Origin of the sequence: Marinobacter fonticola (assembly GCF_008122265.1) — a bacterium.
Classification (GTDB): domain Bacteria; phylum Pseudomonadota; class Gammaproteobacteria; order Pseudomonadales; family Oleiphilaceae; genus Marinobacter_A; species Marinobacter_A fonticola.
Genome location: NZ_CP043042.1, coordinates 4,065,699 through 4,091,296 on the forward strand (window position 1 = coordinate 4,065,699; position 25,598 = coordinate 4,091,296).

Below are 25,598 nucleotides of genomic sequence, written 5' to 3' on the forward strand. Positions count from 1 at the left end.
CACGTGCGGGAACTGTGCTAGGGTCAGAAGTATCGGCCGGGTTGCAAGCAACCCGGCTTGAGATGCCCAGACTGCAACGGCTATCCGGCCATGACCCGATCACACAGCAAATGGATTGAGGGGGCTCTCTGTCCCCTTGAAACCCCGAAATTCCTCTGCGATGAAATGCTTCGCGGCTTCGGCCAATGGCTGCGCGTGGCCGGTTACGATACCACCCTGCCCGTTAGCGGCACCCAGGATCGGGAGGTTTTGGCCGCCGCCGTCGAGGAGAGCCGTTGGCTCATCACCCGGGACCGGGAGTTGCTGCAACACCGCGACGCCCCACAACACGTCATCTTTCTGGCTAGCGATGGGCTGGAAGCCAACCTGCACGAATTGACGCGCCGTCTGGACCTGGACTGGCAATACGCCCCTTTTTCCCGCTGCAAGCGCTGCAATACCCTGCTGGTCCCCGGCAACCTGCCCGGCCACGACAAGCCACCCCACGCCTGGCAACGGGTGTTCTGTCATTGCCCGCAGTGTGAACAGATCTACTGGGAAGGCAGTCACGTACGGCGGATGCGGGAGAAACTGTTGCAATTCAGCCGCTGGCGCCGGCGCACGCCGGATGCAGCGCCAGCTTCGACTTAAACACTCAGGCAGATGTTTCGGAAAGCAACCCGCTTTGCGCGGCGCCTGTTACCGCCGTCAAGGAGGTAATACGCTGGTTGTGTACATCCCAGAGGTTGTTCTTCAGGGCACCGGGAATGTCTTTCAGAGAGACTCGCTTCACGTCATCGAACAGGTGACTGTAGGCCTTATGGCAAGCTGCCAGTCGATAGTTGGGAATCGCTGCGGAAAGATGGTGAATGTGATGGTAGGCAATATTGGCGGTAAACCAGTTCAGCCACTTGGGCACGACCAGAAAGCTGGTCCCGTCGACGGCGGCGCGGTCGTAGTCCCAATGGGCCTCGTCTGCGGCCCAGGAATCTTCGAAATTGTGCTGCACGGTGAACAGGATAATGCCGCCGGCGCCAGAGAGTGACAGGCTAATCACGTAGACCGTAAAGAAGGCCGCCGGGCCCATCGCCAGACACATCAAGACCCAGATCGACAGCAGCGCGATATTGTTGCCCGTCATGTGCCGGTAATCTTTCCAGGTCTTCCAGTACCGGCACTTGAAGTTCACGGCAATCGTCCGGACCGGCGTGCTCGGCTGTGCCAGCTTGGTTTTGACCACGTGAGCCAACAACATCAGGCTGCCTTTGAGCCAAGTAAAACGGGGATTGAAAATCAGATAGAGAAAACCGCCGACCGGAGCGAACGCGATGTTGCGGGTCATCCGGTACATTCGCTGCTGTTTGGGCGACAGGGCGTTGTACTCATCCAGCGACAACGTCGCCAGCGGACCGCGATACTGGTCCCAATTGCCGTTGGTCGCGTGGTGGAAAGCGTGGTTCTTCGACCAGACGTACTGGGGCATGCCGCACACCACGCCAAGCATAAAACCGGCGATCTGGTTGTATTTGCGGGTGGCGAACAGGGAGTTATGACCCGCCTCGTGCATCAGTACGAAGACGCGCAGCAGAAAAAGGCAAATAACGGCGACGCAGAGAGCCGTCAGCCAATAGGAAATGGACAGGCTGACGACCGCCAGATACCACGTAGCGGCGTAGGGGATGAGGGTGGACGCCATCTGGCCGAAAGCGATCCTATCGCTCTTGGCCGAGAACTCGGCAACGATCTTTTTCTTGTCCAGGGTGAGCGTTTGCATTGAACCCATGCGCTAATATCTCATAGCGTCAGTAATGGTTATGGTCCTTCCTTACGGCATTGAAGAACGCCGACGCTCTCGATCCCTCTGAAAGCTATGCGAATTCTACTTGCAAATTGTCTACCCAACGGCCCTTAAGTAGCGCTACGCACCGCAAACTACAGATCCAATGAGTGCACCAAGCAATTTGTTGCAAAACACTCATTTTATATTGGAATACATTTGCATTATCAGGTAATCGCGCACGCCAAATTAACACGCCTGATGGGGGATTCCTATGGAAGCGCCGGAGTTTTAGGAAACAGTTTGTGACAAGAGCTGACCCCAATCATTGGGAGACGCGTGAGAAAACCCCGGCTATGACGCGCCCCACCTCGGCATGCACCGCATTGAGCGCCTCATTCGGCAGCATGGTGCCAGAGTAATAGACCGCGATCAGAATCGGCGCCGCGCCTTTTTTGGGCCAGACAATCGCAACATCGTTGCTGGCCCCGCGGTCCCCCGCCCCGGTCTTATCGCCCACGGTCCAATCCGGGTCGAGACCGGCACGCAGTTTGGTATCGCCGGTGGTGTTGCGAATCAGCCAATCCTGCAGCTGCTGTCTGGATGCCGCAGACAACGCATCACCGACCAGCGCCAACCGCATGAGACCCACCATGGCCGCTGGCGTCGTAGTATCCCGCTTATCACCGGGTCGATTGGTGTTCAACCCGGGCTCGTTGCGGTCCAGGCGCGTCATGTCGTCGCCCAGGGTACGGATGTAGGCGGTCAATCCGGCCGGGCCGCCAAGCGTTTCCAGCAGGAGATTGGCCGCGGTGTTGTCGCTGTAGCGGATGGCGGCATCACTAAGCTCGGCGACCGTCATCTCGCCAGCGGGTAGATGCTGTTTAGCGATGGGCGCGTAGGACAGTATGTCTGATTCATCGTACTGAATCTGGCGATCCAGCGCGTCTTCGCCGGCGTCCACTCGCGACAATACCGCCGCCACGAGCACCCATTTGAAGGTGCTGGTCATGGCGAAGCGTTCATTGGCACGGTAGGTCAGCCGTTCGCCGCTCGCCGTGTCCAGTACGGCGACACCAAGGCGACCGCCGTTTTGGGATTCAATTTCAGCCATCGCCTCGTCAAAAGTGATGCTGGCAGTGGGCTCGGCCGCCAGGGCATGGGTAGCGGTCAGCGCCAGGAGCAGTATGCTCGCAAACGTAGGAAGCAATCGGGCGGGCATGAGCGCTCTCCGTAGGCATGTCGAGATAGGTCAACTACGCAGCAGCATAACCTAACCGGAGCGTCGATTTGAGGCGGTAGCGTGGCGAATTATGGATCAAATGTGGCACTAGTGTGCGCATCGATTGCCGAGACACAGATTACTTTACGAGTTCGGATCTTACTTGTGTTTTACAACACCCTCTTATATAGATTGACATGGGAGCGTTGCTTGCGACACGCCCGTCGGAGACCTGACACAACGCGTATTTACCCTGCAGTTTAATGACGACGGAGTTCATACAGTAGCAATCCCGAGCAGCCATGCCTTCGCCCGCGGAATCGGAATCCACATAGAACGAAGAAGGACACGTGATGAGCGCCGAGCAAATTGGTTTCGCTCTACTGATACTCGCCATACTTCTTTACGCCGGCAAATGGGTGCGCATGCATTGGCGGCCGGCCCAGAAGCTCTTTCTACCTGCCTCTATCCTCGCCGGCGCTATCGGACTGCTGCTTGGCCCGGGTGTGCTCGGGCTGCTGGTTCGCTCTACTGCCGGTCCCGACGCTGCGCTATCCCAGGGCGCCATCCCCGAAGCCATGCTTTCAATATGGAGTGACTTGCCAGGCCTGCTCATCAACGTGGTGTTTGCCACGCTCTTGCTCGGCGTGCCCTTGCCAAAGTGGAAACGGGTATGGAATCTGGCCGGGCCTCAGCTGGCTTTTGGCGTAACGCTGGGCGCGGGACAGTACGTCATCGGCATCCTGATCGCGGCTCTTATTCTGGCCCCGTTTTTTGGTCTTCCGCTGATGGCGGGGGCGCTGATCGAAATCGGCTTTGAGGGCGGACACGGCACGGCGGCCGGCCTACAGGGCGTCTTTGAAGACTTGGACTTCCCCGAAGGCGCAGACCTCGCGGTCGGCATGGCGACGGTCGGGGTCATTTCCGGCATTGTCGGCGGCATCATACTCATCAACTGGGGCGTGCGTAACGGCAAAAGCGCCGTGCTGGACAAGGACGTCGGGAAGATCCCACCCAGCCAGCAGCGCGGGCTGGTCGACAAGGAGGAGCGTCCTGTCCCGACCGGCAACATGACCGTGCGGTCGGAATCGATAGAACCGCTCACCCTGCATTTCGGGTTCATCGCCATGGCGATTCTGGTTGGCCTGGGAATTCTCGAAGGGCTTACCTGGATTGAAACGCATACATGGGGTAGCGGCGAAGACGGCGTGGAACTACTCGCAGCCGTTCCTCTGTTCCCTTTGGCCATGATTGGCGGGCTCGTCGTCCAGCAAGTGCTTACACGCTTCGATAAAAACGATCTGCTTGATCGCGACACCATGGTGCGCATTCAAGGCTTTGCCCTCGACATTCTCATTGCGGCAGCCATCGCGAGCTTGTCGCTGGCCGTGATTGCGGCCAACCTCGTTCCGTTCATTCTGCTGGGTGTTGCCGGCGTTACCTGGAACATCTGTATGTTCCTGTGGCTCGCGCCACGCGTTATTCCGAAATACTGGTTCGAGCGAGGCATTGGCGATATCGGTCAATCCATGGGCGTGACCGCAACCGGCCTGATTCTGATGAAAATCGCCGATCCCGAAAACAAAACCCCAGCCTACGAGGCCTTTGGCTACAAGCAGATGGTCTTCGAACCCTTCTTTGGCGGCGGCCTGATTACCGGCATCGCCGTACCCGTGATCTACAACTTCGGACCCTGGCCCCTGTTCGGCGTGATGCTGGTTTTGGTCGTTGTCGGGGTCGGTTCTGGGCTGTTCTATTTCGGAAGGCTGAAGCAGTAGCGGTTGGGCGATACCGTTAAAGCCAAGCCAATCTGGCACAAGTCTGCTGGGCAGGCTCGCAACTCAAGTGCCCTACTGGGGTGAATCGCGGGTTCGAATGAAAAGCCCCGTAGAGCACGGGGCTTTCCATTTAGGGAAGGTGCCAATACTGGCTGGTTAGCTACTCGGCGCCACCGCCGGCCTACCGGCATCGGTGCGAACGGGTAGCAAACGCAGCAGGCTACCTTTCTTGTCGTCCACCAGAACGTAGAGCGAGCCGTCCGGCGCCTGAACCAGATCGCGGATACGGCGCTGCATATCCACCCGCTCCTCGACGGCAATACGGTTGCCGTCCATCTCCAGGCGAACGATGGCCGTCGAAGAAAGACCGCCCACGAGAACACTGCCCTGCCACTCCGGAATAAGCCCACCGTCGTAGACCATAGCACCGGAAGGCGAGATCACCGGGGTCCATGAGCGAATCGGCTTCTGGTACTCCTCTGTGCCCGCATGGGGCGGAATGGTCGCGCGGTTGTATTGAGCGCCATTGCTCACCTTCGGCCAGCCGTAGTTTTTGCCCGGCTCGATGACATTGACCTCGTCGCCACCCAGCGGCCCCATCTCGAACGCCAGCAGCAGGTCCGATTCAGGGTGCATCACCATCGCCAGGATATTGCGGTGACCGTAGCTCCAGATATCGCCAAGGGCGTCCTGCTTGCCAACGAACGGATTGTCCTCGGGAACGGAACCGTCGGCGTTGATCCGTACCACCTTGCCGAGGTTGCTGCTCAGGCTTTGCGACGGATCAAACCGCATGCGCTCGCCGGAGGTGATGAACAGCTTGCCGTCGGGCCCGAACAGCAAGCGGTGGCCGAAGTGGCCGCGCCCCAGGGTCTTGGGCGCCTGTCGCCAGATCACTTCCAGATCCGTCAGCTGGTGACCCTCCAGCTTGGCGCGAGCGACGGCACCGCCACGAACGATGTTGTCGGACTTGTCGAGATTGCCGCCAAAGCGGGCATCGCCAGTATCGCCAATGCTGGAAGGCTGCTGATCCGAAGCCTCGACATAGGAAAGGTAGATTAGCTTATTGCTTTGAAAGTCCGGATGCAGGGCCACATCCAGCAGACCGCCCTGATCTTTGGGGCCGCGATAGGCCACCTCGGGCACGCCCTGGACCGGTTCGGAAAGCTCGCCCGCCTCGAAGATTCGCAGGCGGCCCGGCTTTTCGGTAATCAGCATACGGTTACCGGGCAAAATAGCCAGGGCCCAAGGAAACTCCAGCTTGGCCAGTGTTTCTACGGCCAAGTCGCCGGCACTGGACGACGTTACCGTGTCGCCAGACACCTGCGCCTCCGCCTGGGCAGCGGCGGAGAAACACAGAGACATCGTCAGCAGTGCCGCCAGTGCGGCGCCAACAAAGGGTTGAGGGTTCGAGAAGGCATGCGTTTGCAGCCTGTTGCGGCCGGTACAGTGGGCACGGGTTAAGAGCGTCGACATATTGGACCTCCTGTCCACGTGGATTGAGGGGGACTACCAGAAAGAACATCAGCTTCTTCAGCCTAGATAGATAGGCGAGGTTCGTCCATGTCGACGGGACAACACGGCACTCACGAAAACGTAAGCTTCGATTAAGGCTGCCAAACCGCTCTCACGATTCCTTTCCGACGGCTAGGCCGGCGCCGTCCCCTGATCCACCGGCTTAAAAGTCACCTTGCCCTCGGCAGCGGCGACCGTTCGGGCGGTGCGCTCGAAGGTCAGCGCAAGGCGCTCGAACATGCCCTCGATGGTGGCGGTCTGCTCATTCGGCTCGCTAGCGATGTGGATCGCAGCCAGTAAGTTGGCGCTTACCTCGCGAAAGCGGCGATTGAAATCGCCCCGCGCGCTCATGAGATAGGTCTCGGCCAAGGCGTGTTGCCATTGCTCGAGTAATACGTCGACAGCCTGGCTACGATGTGCATGAATGAGCCGCCGCAAGCGGATAGATACGTGGCCGAGATTGAGTCCGGTGAAGCCAAGGTCTGTCATGTAGCGGTCGCTGCGGCCCGTACCCTGATCGTAGTTTGCCAGCCGTAACAGACGCTCGCCCATACGCCCGTTAAACCAATTCTCCGGCTGCTCATGATTGTCGATATCCACCAGGTCCCGCGCGGTGGCCTTGAGCAGGCGGCGCTGCATGAGCTGACTGTCCGGCGGGGTGATCAGTTTAAAAACCCAGTACAGCACGCTGATCCCGACGAACAGACCGAGCGCCGTACTAACCGCACTGTCGGCGCTGAATGTCATGTTGTTGCTGGGCTGGGTAATAATGGTGAACGGGATGCAAAAGCCCAGCCCGTAGGGCAACGTTACCCGGTTGGCGAGCGCCAGCAAGCCCACAAAATAAGGGCCGGCCAATACCAGGACCATCATTTCAAAATCGCCACTGCTCTGCGACAGCAAGGCCAACCCGAAGAATAGGGCTGCCGGAATGGCGACGACCGCTCCCATCAGCAGTCGTCGCAGGAGAAGTGTGAGCACGCCCAGTGAGAAGCGAGCAAACATCACTGAAAATACGACCGGCATGATCATCAGCATCAGTGCCGCTGAACCTGCAGTCTGGATCCAGACCGTCGCCCCGATAACGAATACCAGCGCCGTGCGAAAGCCATTGATCGCGCCAATCAGCGGGTCACGATGGGTTTTCAGCTTGGGCGCGTTCAACAATGTCTGATCGCGGTTTTCCAGCGCGTTATAGGCCCGTAGCACCATCACCAGATCGGCTACCAGTTCCAGCGCTGTCTGCGTCAGCCGGGTGACGATGGCGGACTCGTTCTCATAGCCGGCCCGATGCTCCAGCAGTCTCCGGCGTAACGCATGCGCCAGTTGGTAGCTCTCCTCGTAACTGTCCGCCTCGGCAATCTGCTGGAAGTACGTACGCATCCAACGCAGCAGTTCGCTGAAGGCGGGCGACACCAGATCCGCATGATTACGCTGAAAGCGCCCCATGATCTGCGTCACGGCCAGCAGGGACATGACCCGGTTGCATAGAAGATTTGCCGCCCTACCCCGCCCTGGCCCTTCCGGCCCCTCGTAAACTACCGCACTGGAATCGTCGTTGAGCGCGACCAGGATTTCCAGAATCTGGTCGGCGTGCTGATGGCGCTGGTCGTGGGAGCTGTCGATATCCAGCTCCAGCGACAGGTACTCAAGGGTCTTGTTAATGACGCTACGGGCGTGCTCGCGCAGTCCATCTTTCACTTTTACCGGCCATAACAACTGGCTGACCAGCATGGCGCATAAGGCTCCGACCGTTATTTCGCTGATACGCGCCTGGGCGATAGCAAGCACGGACTCACCGCTTGTGGTACTGGCATCGGCCATGACCAGCACGACCACCAGACCCGCGGTCATCCCCGCCATGGCAAAGGCATAAATAAAATTGGTGTTGTGCACCATGGACGCCGCCGCAGAATTCAATCCAATCCAGAGGGTCAGGCATCCCAGCGCGAGGATGGGATAGGGCATCAGGAATGCGAGAATCAGGATACCGAAGCCGCCCCCTATCGCCGAACCGAAGATCTGGCATAGCGCCTTCTCGATCACCAACCCGCTTTCCGGGCGAAGTTGCAAAAAAACGGCGGACACCACCGCCCAATAAGGATGGCTCAGTTGAAGATACATGGAGACAAAGAGCGCCAACGCCATCGAGATCACCCCTTTCAGGGCGAAAATCACCGCGCGCTTATCCGGCATCAGAAGCTGAGCCAGTAGCGGATGAAGTGGCATCGGCAGGCTCCGCTAGTCGCTTTCCAAATAGATCGACGCCGTCATTCCGGCGCTGATATTGACGCCCTCCGGTAGCGGATCCAGCGCAATATCCACGGGAATGCGCTGAGCCAGGCGCACCCAGTTGAACGTCTGCTGAACCTGCGGGAGCAACTGGTTGTTGCCGCGGGTGTTAGTGTCGGCGATACCCTGGGCGATACTGGTCACCGTGCCAGTCAGCGAGTGATCGCCACTCATCAATTTGATGCGCGCTTTCTGCCCCACGTGGACCCTCTGCAACTTGGTTTCCTCGAAGTAGCCGGTCACGTAAAACGATCCACGCCGGATCAGCGACAAGACCGGATCACCTTTGTGGACGTAGTTACCTTCGCGCAGACTCAAGTTGATGATCGTGCCATCGTCCGGACCGTTTATCTGAGTGCGCGCAAGATCGATTTGTGAGGTTTCAAGCTCAGCCTGAGCCAGTTGATAGCTCGCTTTAGCCGATTCCGTATTGATCCGCGAGGTTTCCAGACCTTCTTCACTGATCGCCCGTTTCAAACTCAACGTCTGGCGCCGCCCATATTTGTGCTCAGCGAGCTCCCAGGCGGTTTTCTTTTGCGCGACACGGGCTTCATGTTCGGCCACCGCAGCCCGGTAGCGAGTATCGTCGATCGTGAAAACGGGGTCGCCCTTATCCACCGGCTGATTGTCGGCGACGCTCAGCTGCGTTACCCAGCCCGAAACGTCCGGCGCAACGGTGATCACGTCGGCCCGAATCCGTCCGTCGCGCGTCCAGGGAGAGTACAGATAATGATTCCAGACCCAGTTGCCGGCAACGATAGCAACGACCACCACCAGTAACGTCAGTCCTATACGCAATAACGTTCCCATGAGTCCCTACGAATAATTCCCAAACAGATAAACGATGGCTGCCAGATAGCAGACGAAGAGCGCGACATCGAACCAGGCGTCCTTCCAGATATAACGCCGTAAATCCAGGTGGTGTAGCGCCAGCCGGGTGATCGCCGTCAGAATAAAAGCCATTGGCATCAGGACCACCAATGGACTGAATAGCATTCCGCCAAACCCCAGTTCGTGAAGCATGTAACCCTTAGCGTCGCTTAAACACCGGACGAATAAATGCGCTGTCAGAAAGGATAGTCAAATCAGGCCCTTTTGCTTCGCGCTCGGAAAGTAAGTTAGTGAACTACGGTCGGGCTCGCTCAGACAAACGAAACTGGGACAATGTGAGGGAAGACACTCTATTTCCGGGCCGCTCCGGGGCCTATGGACGAGAGCGGCAACCGGGGGGCGGTCCTATTGCTAGTGCACTAGATTAGGGCTCACGCCCGGTTTAGCACCGCGTTAACCCAGGACTACACTCAACTGAGACCGAGCAAACACCGGCATTTGCCTACGCTTTCAGATCGCCGAAGGAAGGTTTCCCCCCAGCATATTTTCAACCACTGCCGCATTGTAGAAGGCTTCAACCGTCTGGATTTTGTCGTCCCGGACACGAAACCAGACCGCGAGCCGCACGTCCCCGATCGGTTCAAAATTGGTCCGGTAATCCAGGATCGCGAATACGTGCTCCCCGTCGGCACTGAGCTGACGGACGATCAGGTCTTTCTGGATGGCAGCCATACCGAATTGGTAGCCCAGCATGTCGTCCCGGCTAAGGAATCGCATATTCGGCCCCACGTACTCAAAGCCCTCGGCAACCAGCAAGGACTTTGCCTCATCAAAACGCTGGGCATGAATATCAGCGATGAACTGTGCCACGGTGTCTTTTGGCTGCATGAATAAACTCCACTTCCAATGCGGGGACGATTTGAGTGTTTGGATCCGGGTAGGCCATAAAATTGGCGTACCCATCTCACCTGTATACAAACCCTGTATACCAAAACCTTGTATACCAAAAAAGAGACGATGCCGGTGAGTCTGAGGACACCCTGTTTTGCCGTGAACCGTTTTGACGCGAAATAGTGAGACATCAGGAGATCATTGCCAATGGATATTTTAGCACCTGACCTTTTTTCGGATTACGACTTTATCCCAATCAGTGAATCAATGCCCTCGTCCCGAATGGTTGCCCTGGCTTCGTCCAACGCATTCGCATCGGTGTCGAATTCATCGTCCCAGACTGTGGAGTTGCCAAATTCATCGATGACTTCAAGAATCCAACCGCCGGTATCGCCTCGATAAATATCGGCCTGGACGGATTTACCGCCATCCGTCAGTGCCTGACTCAAAGGACTCATTTCGATCTCAAATTCATCGTCCATTTGCGGTCTCCGCCATGTGTTCTCCCGGATGGTGAACGAGGGGTCTGAACGAGAGGTCAGTTCGATTTATTTTTAGCCAAAACGCCCAAATTTAGATCGATCTGGCTCGCTGCAACGCTGGCCCCTTTAATTGTTATAGAGTGTTAGAGCGATTTTTCATCATGAGACTCACAGTGTAATATTGGTAGCCAATTTTATAAAAACCCCATTTATCAGGTGTTTTTTGTAGCACTTCGGAGAAACGATATGACAAGGAACGCTCATGCCTGACCAGCAGAATGATGCTCATGAACCCTACGTGACGGTCATTGAACCTCATACAGGGTGGCGCTCAGTTGATTGGAAGGAGCTTCGGGAATACAAGGACTTATTCTTTTTTCTTATCTGGCGCAATATCAAGGTACGTTACGCTCAGAGCTCCATTGGCGTGGGCTGGGCGGTCCTTCAACCTTTGGCCTCGATGCTGGTGTTTACGATTATTTTCGGGAACCTGGTCGGCGTCGAATCGGACGGAGCATCCTATGGGTTGTTCGCCTTTGCGGCGCTGGTGCCGTGGACCTACTTTGCGAACAGCCTCACTGAAGGCACCGCAAGCATGGTCACCAATTCTGGCATGATCAGCAAAATCTACTTCCCACGTCTTATCATGCCCCTCGCCATCATCGGCGCCCGCATGGTGGATTTCTTTATCTCCCTGGGCATTCTCGGGGTTCTACTGCTTTTCTTTGGGAAGATGCCTAACAGCGGCGTGATTGTGCTGCCATTACTCATTGTCATGCTGACCATCAGTGCTGCGGGCCTGGGACTGTGGCTGACAGCCCTGGCAATCCAGTATCGCGATATCAACTATGGCATGAGCTTCGGTGTACAGTTGTTGATGTACTCTGCCCCAGTGGTTTATCCGACCAGCATGATTCCGGAGCGCTTCCAACTGCTGTACGCCCTGAACCCCATGGTCGGCGTTATTGAAGGCTTTCGGTCTGCCCTTCTTGGAACCCGTGATATGCCCTGGGACTTTATAGCCATCGGTGCTGTCGTTTCCGTCATGCTCTTTGCCAGCGGTGTCATGTATTTCCGCCGCAAAGAACATGTATTTGCAGATGTAGCGTGACAGCGAGGAGTAGTTAAATGACGGATATCGCGATAAAAGTTGAGAATTTAGGCAAGGCTTACCGTCTTGGCAGCGAGGCCGAACGGGCCGAAACCTTTGTGGAGGCTGGCCTCAATCTAATCAAGGCTCCGCTGCGGAATTTCCGCAAGCTGCGAAACCTCGATACTTTTTCTACCGACCGCAGTGCAGACGATATCCTATGGGCGCTTGACGATGTTTCTTTCGACATTCGGCGCGGGGAAGTGGTTGGGTTTGTCGGGCGCAATGGTGCCGGTAAATCGACCTTGCTGAAGGTCCTGTCCCGTATTACCGAGCCCACCACAGGGCGTATCGAAATACACGGCAGGGTTTCGAGCCTGCTTGAAGTAGGCACCGGGTTTCACCCCGAGCTGAGTGGTCGCGAAAACATCTACATGAACGGCACCATTCTTGGCATGAAAAAGGCTGAGATTGATCGTAAATTCGAAGAAATTGTCGAATTTTCGGGCGTAGAACGCTTCCTGGACACACCGGTCAAACGCTACAGTTCGGGCATGAAAGTCAGATTGGCGTTTTCTGTGGCGGCCCATCTTGAGCCCGAGATACTCATCATTGACGAAGTGCTCGCCGTAGGCGATGCAGAGTTCCAGAAAAAATGCCTCGGCAAGATGGAAGAGGTGGCTGGAGGCGGCCGTACCGTCTTGTTCGTCAGTCACAACATGGCCGCGATACAGAACCTCTGTGGTCGTGCGATCAGTCTTAAGGCCGGGCAGGTCGTGGATGACGGCCCAACCAAAACCGTGATCGAAGATTACCTTGCCCGGTTCAAGTCGGAGGCAACCAGTGGTTTCCACGGCAACACCGACCGCAAGATCCTGTCGTCTACCCAGGTCACTGACGGTCGCATGCTGAATAGCAAGGGCACGCCTACGTCAGCACCTTGCGCAGGCGAGCCAACCATTTTTGAGCTGGATTATAAAACCTCGGAGAAATCCGTAGATGCAATCTTCGACATCGTTATCGCCAACCAGCACAACGTTGCTGTGACGCAAATGCGGACTGAGCCTCCGATTCCACTGGGTAAAGAGGGAACCGTCAGACTGACATTGGAAGATACACCGCTGCCTATCGGAAAATACACGGCAACCGTGACAGTCAAAGACGCCCGCAGCTTCAAGAATATCGATAAAGTGCCCAATGCGTTCAGCTTCGAGATTTTCATATTGAAAGACTTCTTCCATCTGGAAAGAGTCAATACTCAATATTGCAGTACACTGTCCAGACAGAAGGTTGAGCACAGTACTAGTACTGAGCGGCTGGAAAAAAATACCGAAGAAACGAATCCCGCAAGCTAAGCGTTACCGGGAAAACACAGACCAGGGTAGCGGGAGCACTCTGGTCTTTTTGTTAATAGCGAGTCACATCTTTTATTTAAGAGGCCACTGGGGAAATGAAGCGAAGTCGAAAGAAAGTTATTTTTCTTCCCCAGTGGAATCAGCAGAACCCCTATCAGGACTGCCTAGCATCTGCTCTGGAAGAAAAAGGCTTCTCCATTACGTTAGACAACTACCCCAAACACTCGCTCGTATTTTCAGCTACTGCAGATAAACACCCCGACGCCGGTGTTATTCATATCCATTGGATCGCTCCGATTTTTAATCGGTTATATTTCAGTAAAAACCGGTTTAAAAGTGAGGCTCGTTTTCTTATATACGCGTTGTATATGTTGATAGATATCCAACTGGCCAAAAGAAAAGGGGTGAAGATTGCCTGGACCATTCACAACCTGATCAACCATGAATCCAAAAACCCGAGGATGGAACTGAAGTACCGTCGTCTTTTGGCTAAACAGGCAGACATTCTTTGCTTCCATAGTAAAGAGGCGCAAGAGCTTGTCTACCATGAATACGATCTCAGCCCCCGGAAACCTTTCACTATTACGCAGCATGCCTGTTATCAGCCGTCAGTTCCTGATAGCTCAGTGGGAGAAGAATCCATTCGGGAGGCATACGGCATAGGCCCCGGCAAGTTTGTTTACCTTTTCTTCGGCCAGATCCGGAAGTATAAAGGCGTCAAACAGCTCATCGAGTCCTTCAGAGCATTGAAAGGACAAGATTTTCAGCTTGTCATTGCCGGCCATATCGTGCCCAGCGAAGAAGAATGGATTACGAACGAAGTAGCCAAGGACCCAAGAATAATTCTGAAAAACCGGTTCCTGCAAGATGAAGAGCTCGGACGCCTCATTAAGTCTAGTGACATTGTCGTACTGCCTTATGCCCGTACTCTGAGTTCAGGATCGGCCTTGCTGGCGATCAGTTATGGAAAGCCCTTGATTCTGCCAGAGAGCGGAAAGGTCATTGGAGTACCGGGGCAGCGCGGGGCCATCTATTTTGGCGACGACTATACCCTGGCGAATGCGCTGGACGACGCCTCGAGGGCAGACCTGGAATCGCAAGGCGCATTTAATCTTGAGCTGTCCAAAGAGCTGACCTGGGAAAAAATGACAGATCCGTTGCCAGCGCACTACCTTAGATAACACCCCTGAGATCCCAGGCTCCGCCACCGCGCCTGAAACCGCCGAAAAAGGGACCGGTTTGCCTGCCTGTCACTTAGTGGACTTATCAGTGTAGCCGGTGGATTTCTGACGCGCCGGCACAAGCGTCGGCAGAGCGTAGTTAAGTGCAGCAGCCATATTCTTCAGTCTGGCAAGAGACAGTGCCGGCGTAACAAGCTGGGCCAGACTCTCTGTGTACCGGGTACCTGCGGTCGCTGAGAAATTATGGGTTATAGTCGGCCCGATTCTGTTAAGGATCTTCAAGGTCTTGAAATAACGCAAATGCTCCGAGACTTGCTCAGGCGTCCTTGCTAACCAGCATCCATCAAACGCCTCCGAATAGATAACGTAACGACTTCGGGCAAGGGCTTCGAGCACCATTCGAGGCATACCGTCGTGTTTCGTGACCCGCAACAGAACGCCGACCTTTGGCCAGACATGGTCGAGACTCTCGATCCACCCAAAGCTCGTGACATTGGGATAATGGCCCAAAGAATGCGATTCGTCGCCGACGACAAAAAACGGCAAATCCGGGTTTGACTCTATGGCAGATACCAGTACGTCCTCACCATAAAACGTCTTGCGCTTGGTTGGCAGATACGCAAGGACACCCTTGGGAAGTTCTTCTGCGGCCGGGGAATTTTCAACGTTTTTGAGATCGCAGAGCGAGGGCACATACTCAGCCTTAATTCCAATATCCCCAAGCTCGCCGATAAGGTGCGGGGAGACAGCAATGTTCAGATCAACGGCCCTGTCCACCATTCTGGCGGCACGCATCGTCTCTTCGGATGCGAGACAGTTCAGAACATCGGTACCGACCCACCAACGGACCACAGCGCACCCCAAGAGTTTGGCCCTGAACAACTGGCGTTGCAAAAAACGACCATTACCGTTCTGGTAACGGATGAAAATGAGAGCCTGGCTTCGTCGTGCAAAATTCAGCCATTTTGCCGTATCGACGCTTATCGAGTCCCCGGCAAGTAGGACGTCAATGCCCTGATCGCGAAACTCCTGTGCCAACCCGTTCACCGGGTCAGAGTAGTCAGCACTCCCCGGGGCGAGGAGCACGCGCTTTAACAGTACGTCTTTTTGTGCTTCAGGCTTCGTGGACATGATGGTTCCATTCATAATTATTATCCTGTTTGGACATCACCAAACCAGCTTCCCCCGAACGATACAGGATCCCGGACCAACCTGCGCCAACCTGCGTTATCTTCGACTGCGGCTACCGCTTGGCATCCGCGAACTGAGCCCCTGAAAACTTCCAAGAACGTGACGGCCTTTGTCAACGCCCGCTCTTAACACCGCTAAAGGCCAGAACGTACGTATCAATACATCCCGGGCACCCCAAGCCTTTGGCGCAAGTAGAAGGGCCTTGAAAGCCAGGCGCCTGGCACCCCGCACGTCATTCCATTCCGGAACCAGACTGCGGCGTGCACTAGTGATGAGAAACAGATGGGCGAGGCCGGCCCGCCGCATCTCCGCACCATGTTTTTCAAAGAATCGGGCACGTGCATCGAGGTTTGCTTTGACATCGAGTGAGCGCCGCTCTTGACGCTCTTTGCCTTCCAGGGGTACCCGAAAATCGTTGTAACGGATAAGTGGAGCAGAGACAACCTCAGTCTTGTACCACCGGCAAATGCGCAGCCAATAATCGTAATCTTCTATCGCAGGCAGGTTCTCATCAAAGAAACCCACCCGGGCGATAACGTTTCTAGGGATCATTATGTTGGAGCCGCCGCCATGAAGAAGATTTCTGACCAGAAGCTCCCGATAAAGGTCGCCACGTGCAGACGGAACCTGCAGCGTGTAGCTACCGTCATCGGCGACCGTTTCCACCCCCGTATAAACAAGACCGACCTCAGGCGACGAGCGGCGAAAGAGTTCAACCTGTAACGCCAGCTTTTCCGGGAACCATTCGTCGTCATCGTCGAGAAAGGCGATGTATTCTCCCTTTGCCTCTCTCAGCCCCCTATTTCGGGCGGCCGCCACGCCCTGATTCTGAGGCTGACGCAGATAACGTAGACGCGAATCACCGAAAGATTCAACCACAGCAGCGGGATCGTCGTCTGAGCAATCGTCCACAAGAAGTACTTCGAAGTCCGGAAAGGATTGGGCGACAACGCTGTCGATCGTTCGCCGGAGGAGATGGGCGCGATTGAATACCGGAATAATGACACTGACGGTTGGGCGGTGTATCGGAGTAGGCCAAGGCAGACGCTCTTCGGTGGCTGCAGCCTCAGAGTCAGCCAGTAGTTGCTCGGCCAACGCGATCCCAAATGAAATTTCGTCAGGTTCTTCCGAACTCGCTTGAGTCACCGGCTGTGTTTGGCTACCACTCCCCTGGGACTCCCCTGCGCGGGCCATCAGGCGCTGCCAGCGTGATAGACCGTAATGCTCCTTCTTCAGCCGGGCCTGCTGAGACAGTCCGGCATAATACTTGGCCGCGTCTTTCTCAATGAATTCGAAGGCACGGGCCACGGCACTTCTATAAGTCTCGATCAGACCCTGTTCTTCCAGAGTGACCGCAATTTTTTCAACAACGGAAAACCGGCCGGTCAAGCCTCCGTAAGTGGCTTTTTTGCCACTCAGAGAAACCTGGCCCTCTGGCAGCACCCGGTAATAAGCCGTGCCCGAGGATGTTTCCGCCAACGGGATGCCGTTGGCGAGGGCCCGCATCACGAGGTCGCCATCGTCATTGACCGTGGCCTCCTCATCCCACCGGCCACTCTGGACGAACGCCGTCTTCGACCACAACAGAGCGCAGGGTGGGTAGTACCAGCCCGTTAACCAAGCCGCAAGGGCATCCTGATCAGGGTGTCTTGGTGCACAGGTTGCAGGCCGACCGGTCCATTTATTTTCCACGAGCTTGAGCCGGCGCCATGGGCAGGCGGCCATACCTTTTGGCTGGCTAGACAATGCACTTGCCAGGGCTGCCAGGGCATCGGGAGCGAGCACGTCATCAGCATCGAGAAACATGAATGCATCGGCCTCAGAGAGCGACGCGCCAATGTTCCGGCTTCGGGCCGCATTACCGGAGCGCTCAGTGTGGACCCGGACCTGGCCTTTGCAAGCGGCTTCAAATGTTCGGGCGATGGCGAGACTTTCGTCAGTCGAGCCGTCGTCAATCACAATGATTTGATGGGGAGCGAGGGTCTGCTCTAACGCAGAGCCTATGGTCTGTGCAAGATAGCGTTCTGCGTTGTAGCAGGGAATGATGACGTCGACTTTCATGCCAGGCCCCTTACGTGTGCTCAAGAGGTCGGGTAGACGGCGGATGATCGGTATGAGGCAGAATTTCGCTGACCCGCGCCGGATCCACTTTGAGGTCTTTTTCCAGGGGGTGGACGTCCCCGAGCGATTCGGCCCGCGCTAATGAATAACGATGCCCAAGGGCGGATGCCAGCGCATAGAAATTAGGGTTTGGGAAGCTCAAATCCGCAATTTCTACGATATGGGTACCTTTAGGGCAGAACAGCATATTGGTAAGCCCGGCACCATGAGGTGCAACAAGTACGGCTGTCTCACGCATCAGCCGTACCTGGTCTTCAAAGGTCATCTCTTCCATAAGCACGCGTTCGAAACCCTGGGGTTCAAGCAGAGCCCAGATGTCCTCTTCATTGACCAGCCGCCGGCGGGCCGCATTAAGGCGGCTTATGAATACCTTCCTCTGGGGCTCCGGCGCCTCATGAACGCCATACGCTTCCGGAACAAGTCGCAGGAGGTCTGGCCGGAACCGGTCGGTCCCCATAATAGTAAGCTCTTCTACAAAAAGCGGGCGGGCCGGATCGTATGTCTGGAAGTCTTCCGGCTTCAGGCCAAGCATACGCAGAGAGCCATCAATCGCGGGCGACCTCTCCGGGGGCAGAAGCACTTGGCCCAGCATGCCTTTCTTTCGCAATAGCAGAAGCTTGGGTAGATGAGCTGTCAGCCAGTGAGAGTGGTTATGGTAAACCCTCTCAATGAACCAGGTGGCCTTTTTCAGTTTGGCGGGCTCCGGCGACTTACGAAGCGTTTCGGCATGCATGGGTCTGAATCGAACCTCTCGCATGTCAAAAGCCCGTGCGTCCTGATTCAGGATGGCCGGATAAAAATCGTTTTCCTGAGCCGGATTTCGATACCACGTAATAAGGCAGTTCGGCACCGTGGCGATAAAGGTTTCACCACTCACGCGCTTTGGTACGTCGCGGAATGAATAGCCCCACCAGCCTTGATCGTCTGGCAATTCGTCAGGCGAACTAAAGTTTACCGGCAGAGCGTTCTTCTCTACAGCTTCAGGATGCACGGTTTCATAACGACCGGCGCCGGAATCACCTGAGTGCCGGGCAAAGTACGCCTGGACGCTTTCGCGTATCACACCCCGATAACCAAACCACCTCGGATGAGCCCCACGCTTTACACTCGCAGTCGCTATCCGGTCCCACTTTGACTCTGCGCTCCTGATGAATCGATCAAGGGAGCCCTGTCCTTTTGAAGTCATACTACATCCTTCCTGATGGCACCCGAGTTAGCGTCGGCATGGGTAAGCTACGAGGCCTGGTTCGTTCTATGCGAACCGCTGTAGCAAACGAGGCTTCTTGTCGGTGTCTCGCCGTTCGGTTTACTACTACTTATTAAAGGCTGATGACGAGTCTCACCTATACAGGAAACGCGACTGCTCGTTTATTCAAGTGCAGAGATAATTCTTTTAATAACTCTATAGCCTAAAAAGGCAGGTGTCCACAGCGCACAAATCAGCTACCGGGTTCGAGTTAGCGCGTTTTCTTATCATGAGGCCTTCCGGAAAGCTGACGCGAAACGGCGGCCCTTCAGGAACGTCCGCCTCACGCGGTTTGTTAAGCTTTTGACTTCAGGGCATAATTTTGTAGATCAAATGTGTAGAATTTGGTGCCGGGCGTTAACCTAGAAACCGTGACAGGATTAGTTTCAGCTGAATTATCGGCCATGGCATAGTGGATGCTTGAAAAAACCAGCGCCAACTTTTAATAGTTAGATTACTGGGCTTCGATCTTGCTAATGGTACCAAGAGAAACTGCAACTAGCTTTTCCTCTCCGTCTTTATAAGCATACACTTTACACTCGCAAGTAGACTGACGCTTTCCAGAGTATAAAACTTCAGATCTCGCAACCAACCGCTCTCCAATTGCGGGGCGAACATAGTTTACCTTGTATTCCGAGGTGACACAGGCTCCAAGCACCGAAGCGCCAGCGAACGTAATACAGTTATCCGCCAAATAACTAACAACACCTCCATGAGCAAAGCCGTTATTCTGCTTTAAATCTTCTCTTATCTCTAAGCTCAACTCGGCACACCCGTCGCCAAACTTTATTAATTCTGCCCCCAGAAGCAAGCTAAAAGGCTGCTGGTATAATATTTTCTTTCCCATCTCTAGCATGTTTGCATCTTTCTTGAACATGGCCTTGGCGTATCCCCTTCAAACTGCATTCCACTCGTAAACCGATACCTCGGACGATCCGCTGGTATGAACTGGGTCGCCAAATGCAATTGCTTGCGCCGCCGTTAAATCCTTAGCCGTAATAACGTACGCGCCACCTGACTTGTCAGTGAAGGGGCCTGCAAGTTCAAGGGCGCCATCCGCTTTAAGTTGAGCCAAGTATGCTTTATGCGCATCAATGATCGACTGATGAAACTGTGGAGTGCGCATTGTCATGACTAGGTATCGCATCAAGATCTCCCTTGGGTCGACTAAACGCAGAGATTTGCGTCAATTTTGGGGTCGCGAAGCAGTGGAAAAATACCCGGCAATAGCGACTTGTCATACATCAGTCTCCTCCGGAATCTGATCCAATAGGTCAGTAACGCCAATATCCGCGCCCACCTGTGATAGCAAAGTAGAAACTTGCCCTCGATGATGAGTCTGATGGTTAAAGAAATGAAGCACTAGGCTCGAATATCGTTTATTGCCAGGGACCCCTTTAATATTGTGATAGCTGAGGATGAAATCGAAATCATTTTCGGACAGTTCGGCTATCCAGCTGATGATCTGGCGATCCAACCGGATTCGCTGCTCGAATAAACTATCAAAATCTTCAAAGAGCATCTGATCTAGGCTGGTTGAGTTTTGAAGATCGGTGACCTCCCGCAACGAGTTCAGGCAGGACGGATGGGTAGAAAAACGTTTAAGCCAGATAGCATCCCCAACGAAGATATGGTTCAGAGTTCCTAGGATGGAGCCAAAAAAGGCGCCACGATCTTTCGCCAAATCCGCGGCAGAGAGCTGTCCCGCAGCCTCATAAACCTTCAAGTTCATCCACTGATTATAGGTGGCTAGCAGTTCGAAGTGATTTTTCAGGCTCATCAGAGTTTCGTCTCATGCATAGTTGGATAGGGAGTCACCCGCAAAAAGCGGGGACAAATAAATTTCGGCTGGGTTATCCAAAAAGGCCATGCAGCCCCCGTACAGCATTCTAGATACAGGGCCTCGTGTTCGCTCTTAAATCTTCAAACGAGACTTACCCCTCAGCCTTCCCTACAACTTCAGCCGTAGACACCAGTTCATCGATCATCGCCTCCAGCCGTTGCTGCCAAGTCTCATCGCTGAAACGCCCACTCTCGTCGAACGCCTTATGGGCTTGGGGCACGGCTAGCTGGGCGGGAATCACGTGCACTCCGATATTTCCCAGCATCATTCGCAGCGGTACCAACCCGCGCAGGCCGCCGAAGCCTCCAGGCGACGCGGCCATCAGTCCAGCCACTTTACCTTTGAAGGCGACCAACCCCGGTTCGTTCTCCGATTCGGGGCGGCTGATCCAGTGCAGCGCATTGACGATCAGAGGGCTCAGGGTGCTGTTGTATTCCGGTGAGGCCAAGCAGAAACCGTGGTGGGTGCGGAACTGGTGTTTGAGGTTTTTGGCAGCCTCGGGCAAACCGCTGTCTTTTTCCAGGTCGCCGTTATAGAGAGGCATGTCGTAGTCGGCGAGGTTGATACGGGTGACGGTGACGTCGCCGCGCTGCTCGGCAGTGTCGGCAGCCCGTGCGGCCAGCTGAGCGTTAAAGGAGCCTGTTCGGGTGCTGCCGGCGATGAAGAGGATCTTGATGGTATCGGGCATGGTATTGCTTCCTGCAGGGGTGAGCTGAATTCGATATCTCTATTTCATATAAGCAATGTCTATGAATGCGATAGAAACCGCTTAAGTAGCAATGAGTTGTGACTTTAAGTGGCCAATTTCTATACTGAGAGGTACTTTTAAGATTAGGGCACGTCGACGCTGTCGAAATCTGCTAATGGTTAAATTTTGCACTTTATGGTTAGCGTGCATAATGACTAAACTGTTTTAGCGATTCTAGTGCACTGTTTGGTTAATTCGCTGACTTACTGCGAGCTTCTGAAGGCTTTGGCCGCTGGTCTGCAGACATGGTGGTCCCATGTCAAAGAGCAGCAACGCAGATCCAGAGCCTTCAGAAGCTCGCCCGAAGGGAGACCCTGAGAATCTGGACCTCATTAAGTCAGCGAATTAACCAAACAGTGCACTATAGTTCAGGGAGAACACTATGGCTTATCAGGACACCCGATCACGGGATGAAGCCGCAGAAACACCCCTCTCGGCTTCACGGCAGGGCAATGCCCTTTCCATCCCCCTTTCCCAATATGAAACCCGGCGTTCCCCTTTTATCTGGGAGCGTAAGCTGCTGCAGAAGCTGTTGAAGCTTGCCGGCGGGCCGCCGGTGCAGTTCGAGCTTTGGGATGGCAGCCAGATCCGGCTCGACGGAACGTCACCTAGATTCACGCTGGGCCTGACCGACCCAAAGGCCCTCTACCAGCTTATGGGCAATCCCAACCTTGCCTTTGGCGATCTTTACAGCTCGGGCCGGCTGCAGGTTGAAGGCGATCTGCCTGAACTTCTTCATCTGCTCTACCGCTCAATCCACCGCGCACGCGAAAAATGGCCTTATTGGCTGGAGCGGCTTTGGGCCAACCACGCGCCCCGCTCCACCGGGGTCAGCGAAGCCCGGCAGAACATCAATCACCATTACGACCTCGGCAATGAATTCTATCGCCTGTGGCTGGACAAGGCGCAGATGCAATACACCTGCGCCTATTACGAGACCGAAGACCTGACGCTGGAACAGGCCCAGCTCGCCAAGCTGGAGCATGTGTGCCGCAAGCTACAGCTTAAACCCGGCCAGACCGTGGTGGAAGCCGGCTGCGGCTGGGGCGGATTGGCCCGCTACATGGCGCGCCATTACGGCGTAAAGGTGCATGCCTACAACATTTCCCGGGAGCAGCTGGCGTTCGCCCGCGAAGAAGCAAAGCGCCAGGAACTCGATCACCTGATCGATTATGTTGAGGACGACTACCGCAATATCGATGGTCAGTACGATGCTTTCGTCTCGATAGGCATGCTCGAGCATGTGGGTAAGAACCATTACGGCGATATGTCGGAAGTCGTCCGCCGCGCGCTCAAACCGGAGGGTTTGGCCCTGCTGCACAGCATTGGCCGCAACCGGCCGATGAAGATGAATGCCTGGATCGAGAAGCGCATCTTCCCCGGCGCCTATCCGCCGAGCATTGCCGAGTTCATGGCACTGTGCGAGAACGGCGGCTTCTCGGTGCTGGATGTGGAGAACCTGCGCCTGCACTACGCCCACACCCTGGAGCATTGGAAAGAACGCTTCGAGGAGAATGTCGAGCATGTGACCCAGATGTACGATGAGCACTTCACCCGTGCCTGGCGCATGTATCTGTCCGGCTCAATCGCGGCGTTCAAGGCCAGCTCCCTGCAACTGTTCCAGGTGGTGCTCACCCATGGCGAAAATAATCAGGTGCCGCGTAATCGCAAGCATCTGTATGACACACCCGCCGCACCGGAGTCTGCCTGACTATGGACCATTATGACGTGATCATCGTCGGCGGCGGCCCGTCCGGCTCCACCTTGGCCTGGGCACTGCGCAACAACGGCAAGAACGTGCTGTTGATCGACAAGGCCGATTTCCCCCGGGACAAGACCTGTGCCGGCTGGGTCACGCCGGCGGTCGTCGACAGCCTGGGTATCGACCTCGAGGACTATCGCCAGTCCCGCGTGCTGCAGCCGATCACCCAATTCCGCATCGGCATGATGGGCCAGCCGCCGGTAGACAACGACCACGGCGACGAGCCGGTCAGCTACGGCATCCGCCGTTGTGAGTTCGACACCTACCTGCTCGATCGCGTGACGGCGGATAAGCAACTGAAAACGCCGGTTAAGTCGATCACGCGGGAAGAAGGCAACTGGATCGTCAACGAGCGTTGGCAGGCGCCCCTGCTGGTCGGCGCTGGCGGCCACTTCTGCCCGGTCGCACGCCAATTGGGCGAGGGACCGGGCAAACACGAGACCGTCGTGGCTGCCAAGGAAGTGGAATTCGAAATGACGCAGGAGCAAGCGCAGGTATGCGAAGCCCGGGGCGAGCAGCCGGAGCTTTGGTTCTGCCGAGATCTGAAAGGGTATGCCTGGGTGTTCCGCAAGGACAACTTCCTCAACATTGGCCTGGGCCGGGAAGATAACCACAAGCTTACCGAGCACCTGGAGGCCTTCGTCGACGAGATGAAGGCTCAGGGTCGTATTCCTTCTGACTTGCCCGGCCGCTTTAAAGGCCATGCCTACCTGTTGTATGCCCACGCGGACCGCCCGCTGGTAGACGACGGCATCATGCTGATCGGCGATGCTGCGGGGCTGGCCTACACCCAGAGTGGTGAAGGCATCCGCCCCGCCATCGAATCCGCCCTGATGGCGGCCGACACCATCCGACGGGCCAAAGACATGAGCGCCCAGAGCCTACAGCAGTATGGAGACGCGATTGCCGACCGGTTCGGCCGCCGCGCCCTACCGGATAATGGTGGCTGGCAACTGCCAGGGTGGGTGAAGTCATCCGTCGCTAGCGGGCTGATGCGGTCGCATTGGTTTACGCGGAAGGTGGTGACGGAGAAATGGTTCCTGCATCAGGATGTGCCGACATTGAGGGCGTCGGTGTAAAGCAAGCCACTTGAGGTATGCAACTCTACCTGCGACACATAAAAGCTCGTTGACCGATGTAAAACAGAACGATGGGGTTGTGTAAAAAAGCTAGAGAGATACAGGGAAGGCTTACGCAATGGAACGCAACCCCCGCAGCTTGCGGGGGTTTGAAAAACTAGCGTGGGATTATTCGCCCAGGTATGAGCGATACATCCAAACGGTCTTTTCCTGCTGGGAAATGTAGTCGCTCATCAACGCAACGGTACCCTCGTCGTCCGATTCGCCTGCGGTGTTGAGGATATCGCGCTGTTTACGGATCAGCTTGGCAAAGCTTTCAACAATATGACCCACCGCAGTCTTGCCATCGCTGACGTCCTTGCGCTCTTCCACGTCGGAACGCTCAATGTAGGTGCTGTAGGCATGTGCCGGACGATGCCCCAGCGTCAGGATGCGCTCGGCCACTTCATCGATCTTGAGCAGCAGGTCATCGTACAACTCTTCGAACTTGGCGTGCAGCTCGAAAAAGTTGTCACCTTTAATATTCCAGTGGTAGCCGCGAACGTTCATGTAGAAGATCTGATAGTTAGATAACAGTCCGTTCAGGTCATCGGCGAGCTGTTCCGTCTTGCTGGTATCAAGACCAATCAGATTGGTGCTCATGAATAACTCCTTTTTGACGATTGTGAGTCGAGCTTAATACATCGCAGCCCGATGAAAAGTTCATTGCCGTTATACTTTCAATAGTGGCGTGCTATGAATTTTCAACTTAGGTGACTGAAATTTCACATCTCATTTGCGGAGAAGGTCGCAATGCAAAAGCGCCATTTTCAATAGCTAACCGCTATGCAAAATCGAAAAACAATTCATTTATCACTGATTCTCAATTACGCTTCAATGGATAGCATCAGGTTTTTAGTCGCGGAGTTGATCATGAGTGCATTGAAGCTATTTATCCACAGCCACGGCGCAGCGGGCGACCATTCTCTGATGAAAACGATCACCTTCGCCTGCACCCACTTTGCCGTCGCCTTCACGGTCGCTTATCTGCTGACAGGTGACATCATTATTGGCAGTCTGATCGCTATGGTGGAACCCGCCATTAACACGGTGGCTTACTTCTTCCACGAAAAGTTCTGGAATCGGCGCACCCACCGGGGCAAGCAGCAAAGCCTGTCTATCAATCGAACGCCAACGGCAGCCTAGAGTTTCTCTCTTCAAGCGTCCCTCCTTCCT

Annotated in this window: 24 protein-coding genes; 8 read left to right on the plus strand and 16 right to left on the minus strand. The window is 55.3% G+C overall.

Going from position 1 to position 25,598, the window contains the following annotated elements; genetic code table 11:
- Window positions 1-90: 90 nt before the first annotated feature.
- Window positions 91-630, plus strand: coding sequence for a Mut7-C RNAse domain-containing protein (locus FXO11_RS18110; protein ID WP_148864343.1), 540 nt, complete (start codon window positions 91-93; stop codon window positions 628-630).
- 4 nt (window positions 631-634) lie between these two features.
- Here the strand turns inward: FXO11_RS18110 and FXO11_RS18115 are convergent, their stop codons facing one another.
- Window positions 635-1,762: a fatty acid desaturase gene (locus tag FXO11_RS18115; protein ID WP_148864344.1), complete on the minus strand. Its 1,128-nt coding sequence runs from the start codon at window positions 1,760-1,762 to the stop codon at window positions 635-637.
- 319 nt (window positions 1,763-2,081) lie between these two features.
- On the minus strand, window positions 2,082-2,978 hold the full coding sequence (gene bla, locus FXO11_RS18120; protein ID WP_148864345.1) for a class A beta-lactamase: 897 nt from the start codon (window positions 2,976-2,978) through the stop codon (window positions 2,082-2,084).
- Window positions 2,979-3,331: 353 nt separating this feature from the next.
- On the opposite strand from bla, the gene FXO11_RS18125 reads away from it, so the two are divergent.
- The gene (locus tag FXO11_RS18125; RefSeq protein ID WP_148864346.1) at window positions 3,332-4,756 is read left to right on the plus strand and encodes a sodium/glutamate symporter; all 1,425 of its coding nucleotides are present in this window, start codon (window positions 3,332-3,334) and stop codon (window positions 4,754-4,756) included.
- Between the two features lie 156 nt (window positions 4,757-4,912).
- On the opposite strand, the gene FXO11_RS18130 is transcribed toward FXO11_RS18125, so the two are convergent.
- From FXO11_RS18130 to FXO11_RS18155, 6 genes are all read right to left on the minus strand, one after another.
- Window positions 4,913-6,232, minus strand: coding sequence for a PQQ-dependent sugar dehydrogenase (locus tag FXO11_RS18130; protein ID WP_202980250.1), 1,320 nt, complete (start codon window positions 6,230-6,232; stop codon window positions 4,913-4,915).
- A 171-nt stretch (window positions 6,233-6,403) separates the two neighbouring features.
- Window positions 6,404-8,500, minus strand: a complete 2,097-nt coding sequence (locus FXO11_RS18135; protein ID WP_148864347.1) for an FUSC family protein — start codon at window positions 8,498-8,500, stop codon at window positions 6,404-6,406.
- Between the two features lie 12 nt (window positions 8,501-8,512).
- Window positions 8,513-9,373, minus strand: coding sequence for an efflux RND transporter periplasmic adaptor subunit (locus tag FXO11_RS18140; protein WP_148864348.1), 861 nt, complete (start codon window positions 9,371-9,373; stop codon window positions 8,513-8,515).
- A 6-nt stretch (window positions 9,374-9,379) separates the two neighbouring features.
- Window positions 9,380-9,586 carry a DUF1656 domain-containing protein gene (locus FXO11_RS18145; protein WP_148864349.1) on the minus strand — a complete coding sequence of 69 codons (207 nt, stop codon included), beginning with the start codon at window positions 9,584-9,586 and terminating at the stop codon, window positions 9,380-9,382.
- A gap of 318 nt (window positions 9,587-9,904) precedes the next feature.
- On the minus strand, window positions 9,905-10,282 hold the full coding sequence (locus tag FXO11_RS18150; protein WP_148864350.1) for a nuclear transport factor 2-like protein: 378 nt from the start codon (window positions 10,280-10,282) through the stop codon (window positions 9,905-9,907).
- Window positions 10,283-10,524: 242 nt separating this feature from the next.
- Window positions 10,525-10,767 carry a hypothetical protein gene (locus tag FXO11_RS18155; RefSeq protein WP_148864351.1) on the minus strand — a complete coding sequence of 81 codons (243 nt, stop codon included), beginning with the start codon at window positions 10,765-10,767 and terminating at the stop codon, window positions 10,525-10,527.
- Window positions 10,768-11,029: 262 nt separating this feature from the next.
- Between FXO11_RS18155 and FXO11_RS18160 the strand changes: the two genes are divergently transcribed.
- The 3 genes from FXO11_RS18160 (at window position 11,030) to FXO11_RS18170 (ending at window position 14,393) form a co-directional block, all read left to right on the plus strand.
- Window positions 11,030-11,878: an ABC transporter permease gene (locus FXO11_RS18160; RefSeq protein ID WP_148864352.1), complete on the plus strand. Its 849-nt coding sequence runs from the start codon at window positions 11,030-11,032 to the stop codon at window positions 11,876-11,878.
- Between the two features lie 17 nt (window positions 11,879-11,895).
- Complete coding sequence (locus FXO11_RS18165; protein WP_148864353.1) at window positions 11,896-13,212, plus strand: ABC transporter ATP-binding protein; 1,317 nt, start codon at window positions 11,896-11,898, stop codon at window positions 13,210-13,212.
- 95 nt (window positions 13,213-13,307) lie between these two features.
- Window positions 13,308-14,393 carry a glycosyltransferase gene (locus FXO11_RS18170; RefSeq protein ID WP_148864354.1) on the plus strand — a complete coding sequence of 362 codons (1,086 nt, stop codon included), beginning with the start codon at window positions 13,308-13,310 and terminating at the stop codon, window positions 14,391-14,393.
- A gap of 69 nt (window positions 14,394-14,462) precedes the next feature.
- Here the strand turns inward: FXO11_RS18170 and FXO11_RS18175 are convergent, their stop codons facing one another.
- The 7 genes from FXO11_RS18175 to FXO11_RS18205 all read right to left on the minus strand — a co-directional run bounded on the left by FXO11_RS18175 (window position 14,463) and on the right by FXO11_RS18205 (window position 21,482).
- Complete coding sequence (locus FXO11_RS18175; protein ID WP_148864355.1) at window positions 14,463-15,539, minus strand: glycosyltransferase family 4 protein; 1,077 nt, start codon at window positions 15,537-15,539, stop codon at window positions 14,463-14,465.
- A gap of 81 nt (window positions 15,540-15,620) precedes the next feature.
- A complete protein-coding gene (locus tag FXO11_RS18180; RefSeq protein WP_148864356.1) occupies window positions 15,621-17,645 on the minus strand; it encodes a glycosyltransferase family 2 protein in 2,025 nt (674 codons plus the stop codon).
- Window positions 17,646-17,655: 10 nt separating this feature from the next.
- Complete coding sequence (locus FXO11_RS18185) at window positions 17,656-18,768, minus strand: glycosyltransferase family 61 protein (protein WP_168203200.1); 1,113 nt, start codon at window positions 18,766-18,768, stop codon at window positions 17,656-17,658.
- 637 nt (window positions 18,769-19,405) lie between these two features.
- A complete protein-coding gene (locus tag FXO11_RS18190) occupies window positions 19,406-19,828 on the minus strand; it encodes a PaaI family thioesterase (RefSeq protein WP_227545959.1) in 423 nt (140 codons plus the stop codon).
- An 18-nt stretch (window positions 19,829-19,846) separates the two neighbouring features.
- Complete coding sequence (locus tag FXO11_RS18195; RefSeq protein WP_202980252.1) at window positions 19,847-20,098, minus strand: YciI family protein; 252 nt, start codon at window positions 20,096-20,098, stop codon at window positions 19,847-19,849.
- Window positions 20,099-20,188: 90 nt separating this feature from the next.
- A complete protein-coding gene (locus FXO11_RS18200) occupies window positions 20,189-20,731 on the minus strand; it encodes a DinB family protein (RefSeq protein WP_148864359.1) in 543 nt (180 codons plus the stop codon).
- A 154-nt stretch (window positions 20,732-20,885) separates the two neighbouring features.
- A complete protein-coding gene (locus FXO11_RS18205; protein WP_148864360.1) occupies window positions 20,886-21,482 on the minus strand; it encodes an NADPH-dependent FMN reductase in 597 nt (198 codons plus the stop codon).
- A 442-nt stretch (window positions 21,483-21,924) separates the two neighbouring features.
- Here FXO11_RS18205 and FXO11_RS18210 point away from each other — a divergent pair, with 442 nt between their 5' ends.
- Window positions 21,925-23,253, plus strand: coding sequence for an SAM-dependent methyltransferase (locus FXO11_RS18210; RefSeq protein WP_148864361.1), 1,329 nt, complete (start codon window positions 21,925-21,927; stop codon window positions 23,251-23,253).
- Window positions 23,254-23,255: 2 nt separating this feature from the next.
- Complete coding sequence (locus FXO11_RS18215; RefSeq protein WP_148864362.1) at window positions 23,256-24,383, plus strand: NAD(P)/FAD-dependent oxidoreductase; 1,128 nt, start codon at window positions 23,256-23,258, stop codon at window positions 24,381-24,383.
- A gap of 168 nt (window positions 24,384-24,551) precedes the next feature.
- Here the strand turns inward: FXO11_RS18215 and FXO11_RS18220 are convergent, their stop codons facing one another.
- Window positions 24,552-25,025, minus strand: a complete 474-nt coding sequence (locus FXO11_RS18220) for a Dps family protein (RefSeq protein WP_148864363.1) — start codon at window positions 25,023-25,025, stop codon at window positions 24,552-24,554.
- Window positions 25,026-25,295: 270 nt separating this feature from the next.
- Here FXO11_RS18220 and FXO11_RS18225 point away from each other — a divergent pair, with 270 nt between their 5' ends.
- Complete coding sequence (locus FXO11_RS18225) at window positions 25,296-25,568, plus strand: DUF2061 domain-containing protein (protein WP_148864364.1); 273 nt, start codon at window positions 25,296-25,298, stop codon at window positions 25,566-25,568.
- The last annotated feature ends 30 nt before the right edge of the window (window positions 25,569-25,598 follow it).

Excerpts from the sequence above, each read along its gene's own strand:
- FXO11_RS18110 (WP_148864343.1), top strand. The coding sequence starts at position 91 with ATGACCCGATCACACAGCAAATGGATTGAGGGGGCTCTCTGTCCCCTT.
- FXO11_RS18115 (WP_148864344.1), bottom strand. The coding sequence starts at position 1,762 with ATGGGTTCAATGCAAACGCTCACCCTGGACAAGAAAAAGATCGTTGCC.
- bla (WP_148864345.1), bottom strand. The coding sequence starts at position 2,978 with ATGCCCGCCCGATTGCTTCCTACGTTTGCGAGCATACTGCTCCTGGCG.
- FXO11_RS18125 (WP_148864346.1), top strand. The coding sequence starts at position 3,332 with ATGAGCGCCGAGCAAATTGGTTTCGCTCTACTGATACTCGCCATACTT.
- FXO11_RS18130 (WP_202980250.1), bottom strand. The coding sequence starts at position 6,232 with ATGTCGACGCTCTTAACCCGTGCCCACTGTACCGGCCGCAACAGGCTG.
- FXO11_RS18135 (WP_148864347.1), bottom strand. The coding sequence starts at position 8,500 with ATGCCACTTCATCCGCTACTGGCTCAGCTTCTGATGCCGGATAAGCGC.
- FXO11_RS18140 (WP_148864348.1), bottom strand. The coding sequence starts at position 9,373 with ATGGGAACGTTATTGCGTATAGGACTGACGTTACTGGTGGTGGTCGTT.
- FXO11_RS18145 (WP_148864349.1), bottom strand. The coding sequence starts at position 9,586 with ATGCTTCACGAACTGGGGTTTGGCGGAATGCTATTCAGTCCATTGGTG.
- FXO11_RS18150 (WP_148864350.1), bottom strand. The coding sequence starts at position 10,282 with ATGCAGCCAAAAGACACCGTGGCACAGTTCATCGCTGATATTCATGCC.
- FXO11_RS18155 (WP_148864351.1), bottom strand. The coding sequence starts at position 10,767 with ATGGACGATGAATTTGAGATCGAAATGAGTCCTTTGAGTCAGGCACTG.
- FXO11_RS18160 (WP_148864352.1), top strand. The coding sequence starts at position 11,030 with ATGCCTGACCAGCAGAATGATGCTCATGAACCCTACGTGACGGTCATT.
- FXO11_RS18165 (WP_148864353.1), top strand. The coding sequence starts at position 11,896 with ATGACGGATATCGCGATAAAAGTTGAGAATTTAGGCAAGGCTTACCGT.
- FXO11_RS18170 (WP_148864354.1), top strand. The coding sequence starts at position 13,308 with ATGAAGCGAAGTCGAAAGAAAGTTATTTTTCTTCCCCAGTGGAATCAG.
- FXO11_RS18175 (WP_148864355.1), bottom strand. The coding sequence starts at position 15,539 with ATGAATGGAACCATCATGTCCACGAAGCCTGAAGCACAAAAAGACGTA.
- FXO11_RS18180 (WP_148864356.1), bottom strand. The coding sequence starts at position 17,645 with ATGAAAGTCGACGTCATCATTCCCTGCTACAACGCAGAACGCTATCTT.
- FXO11_RS18190 (WP_227545959.1), bottom strand. The coding sequence starts at position 19,828 with ATGTTCAAGAAAGATGCAAACATGCTAGAGATGGGAAAGAAAATATTA.
- FXO11_RS18195 (WP_202980252.1), bottom strand. The coding sequence starts at position 20,098 with ATGCGATACCTAGTCATGACAATGCGCACTCCACAGTTTCATCAGTCG.
- FXO11_RS18200 (WP_148864359.1), bottom strand. The coding sequence starts at position 20,731 with ATGAGCCTGAAAAATCACTTCGAACTGCTAGCCACCTATAATCAGTGG.
- FXO11_RS18205 (WP_148864360.1), bottom strand. The coding sequence starts at position 21,482 with ATGCCCGATACCATCAAGATCCTCTTCATCGCCGGCAGCACCCGAACA.
- FXO11_RS18210 (WP_148864361.1), top strand. The coding sequence starts at position 21,925 with ATGGCTTATCAGGACACCCGATCACGGGATGAAGCCGCAGAAACACCC.
- FXO11_RS18215 (WP_148864362.1), top strand. The coding sequence starts at position 23,256 with ATGGACCATTATGACGTGATCATCGTCGGCGGCGGCCCGTCCGGCTCC.
- FXO11_RS18220 (WP_148864363.1), bottom strand. The coding sequence starts at position 25,025 with ATGAGCACCAATCTGATTGGTCTTGATACCAGCAAGACGGAACAGCTC.
- FXO11_RS18225 (WP_148864364.1), top strand. The coding sequence starts at position 25,296 with ATGAGTGCATTGAAGCTATTTATCCACAGCCACGGCGCAGCGGGCGAC.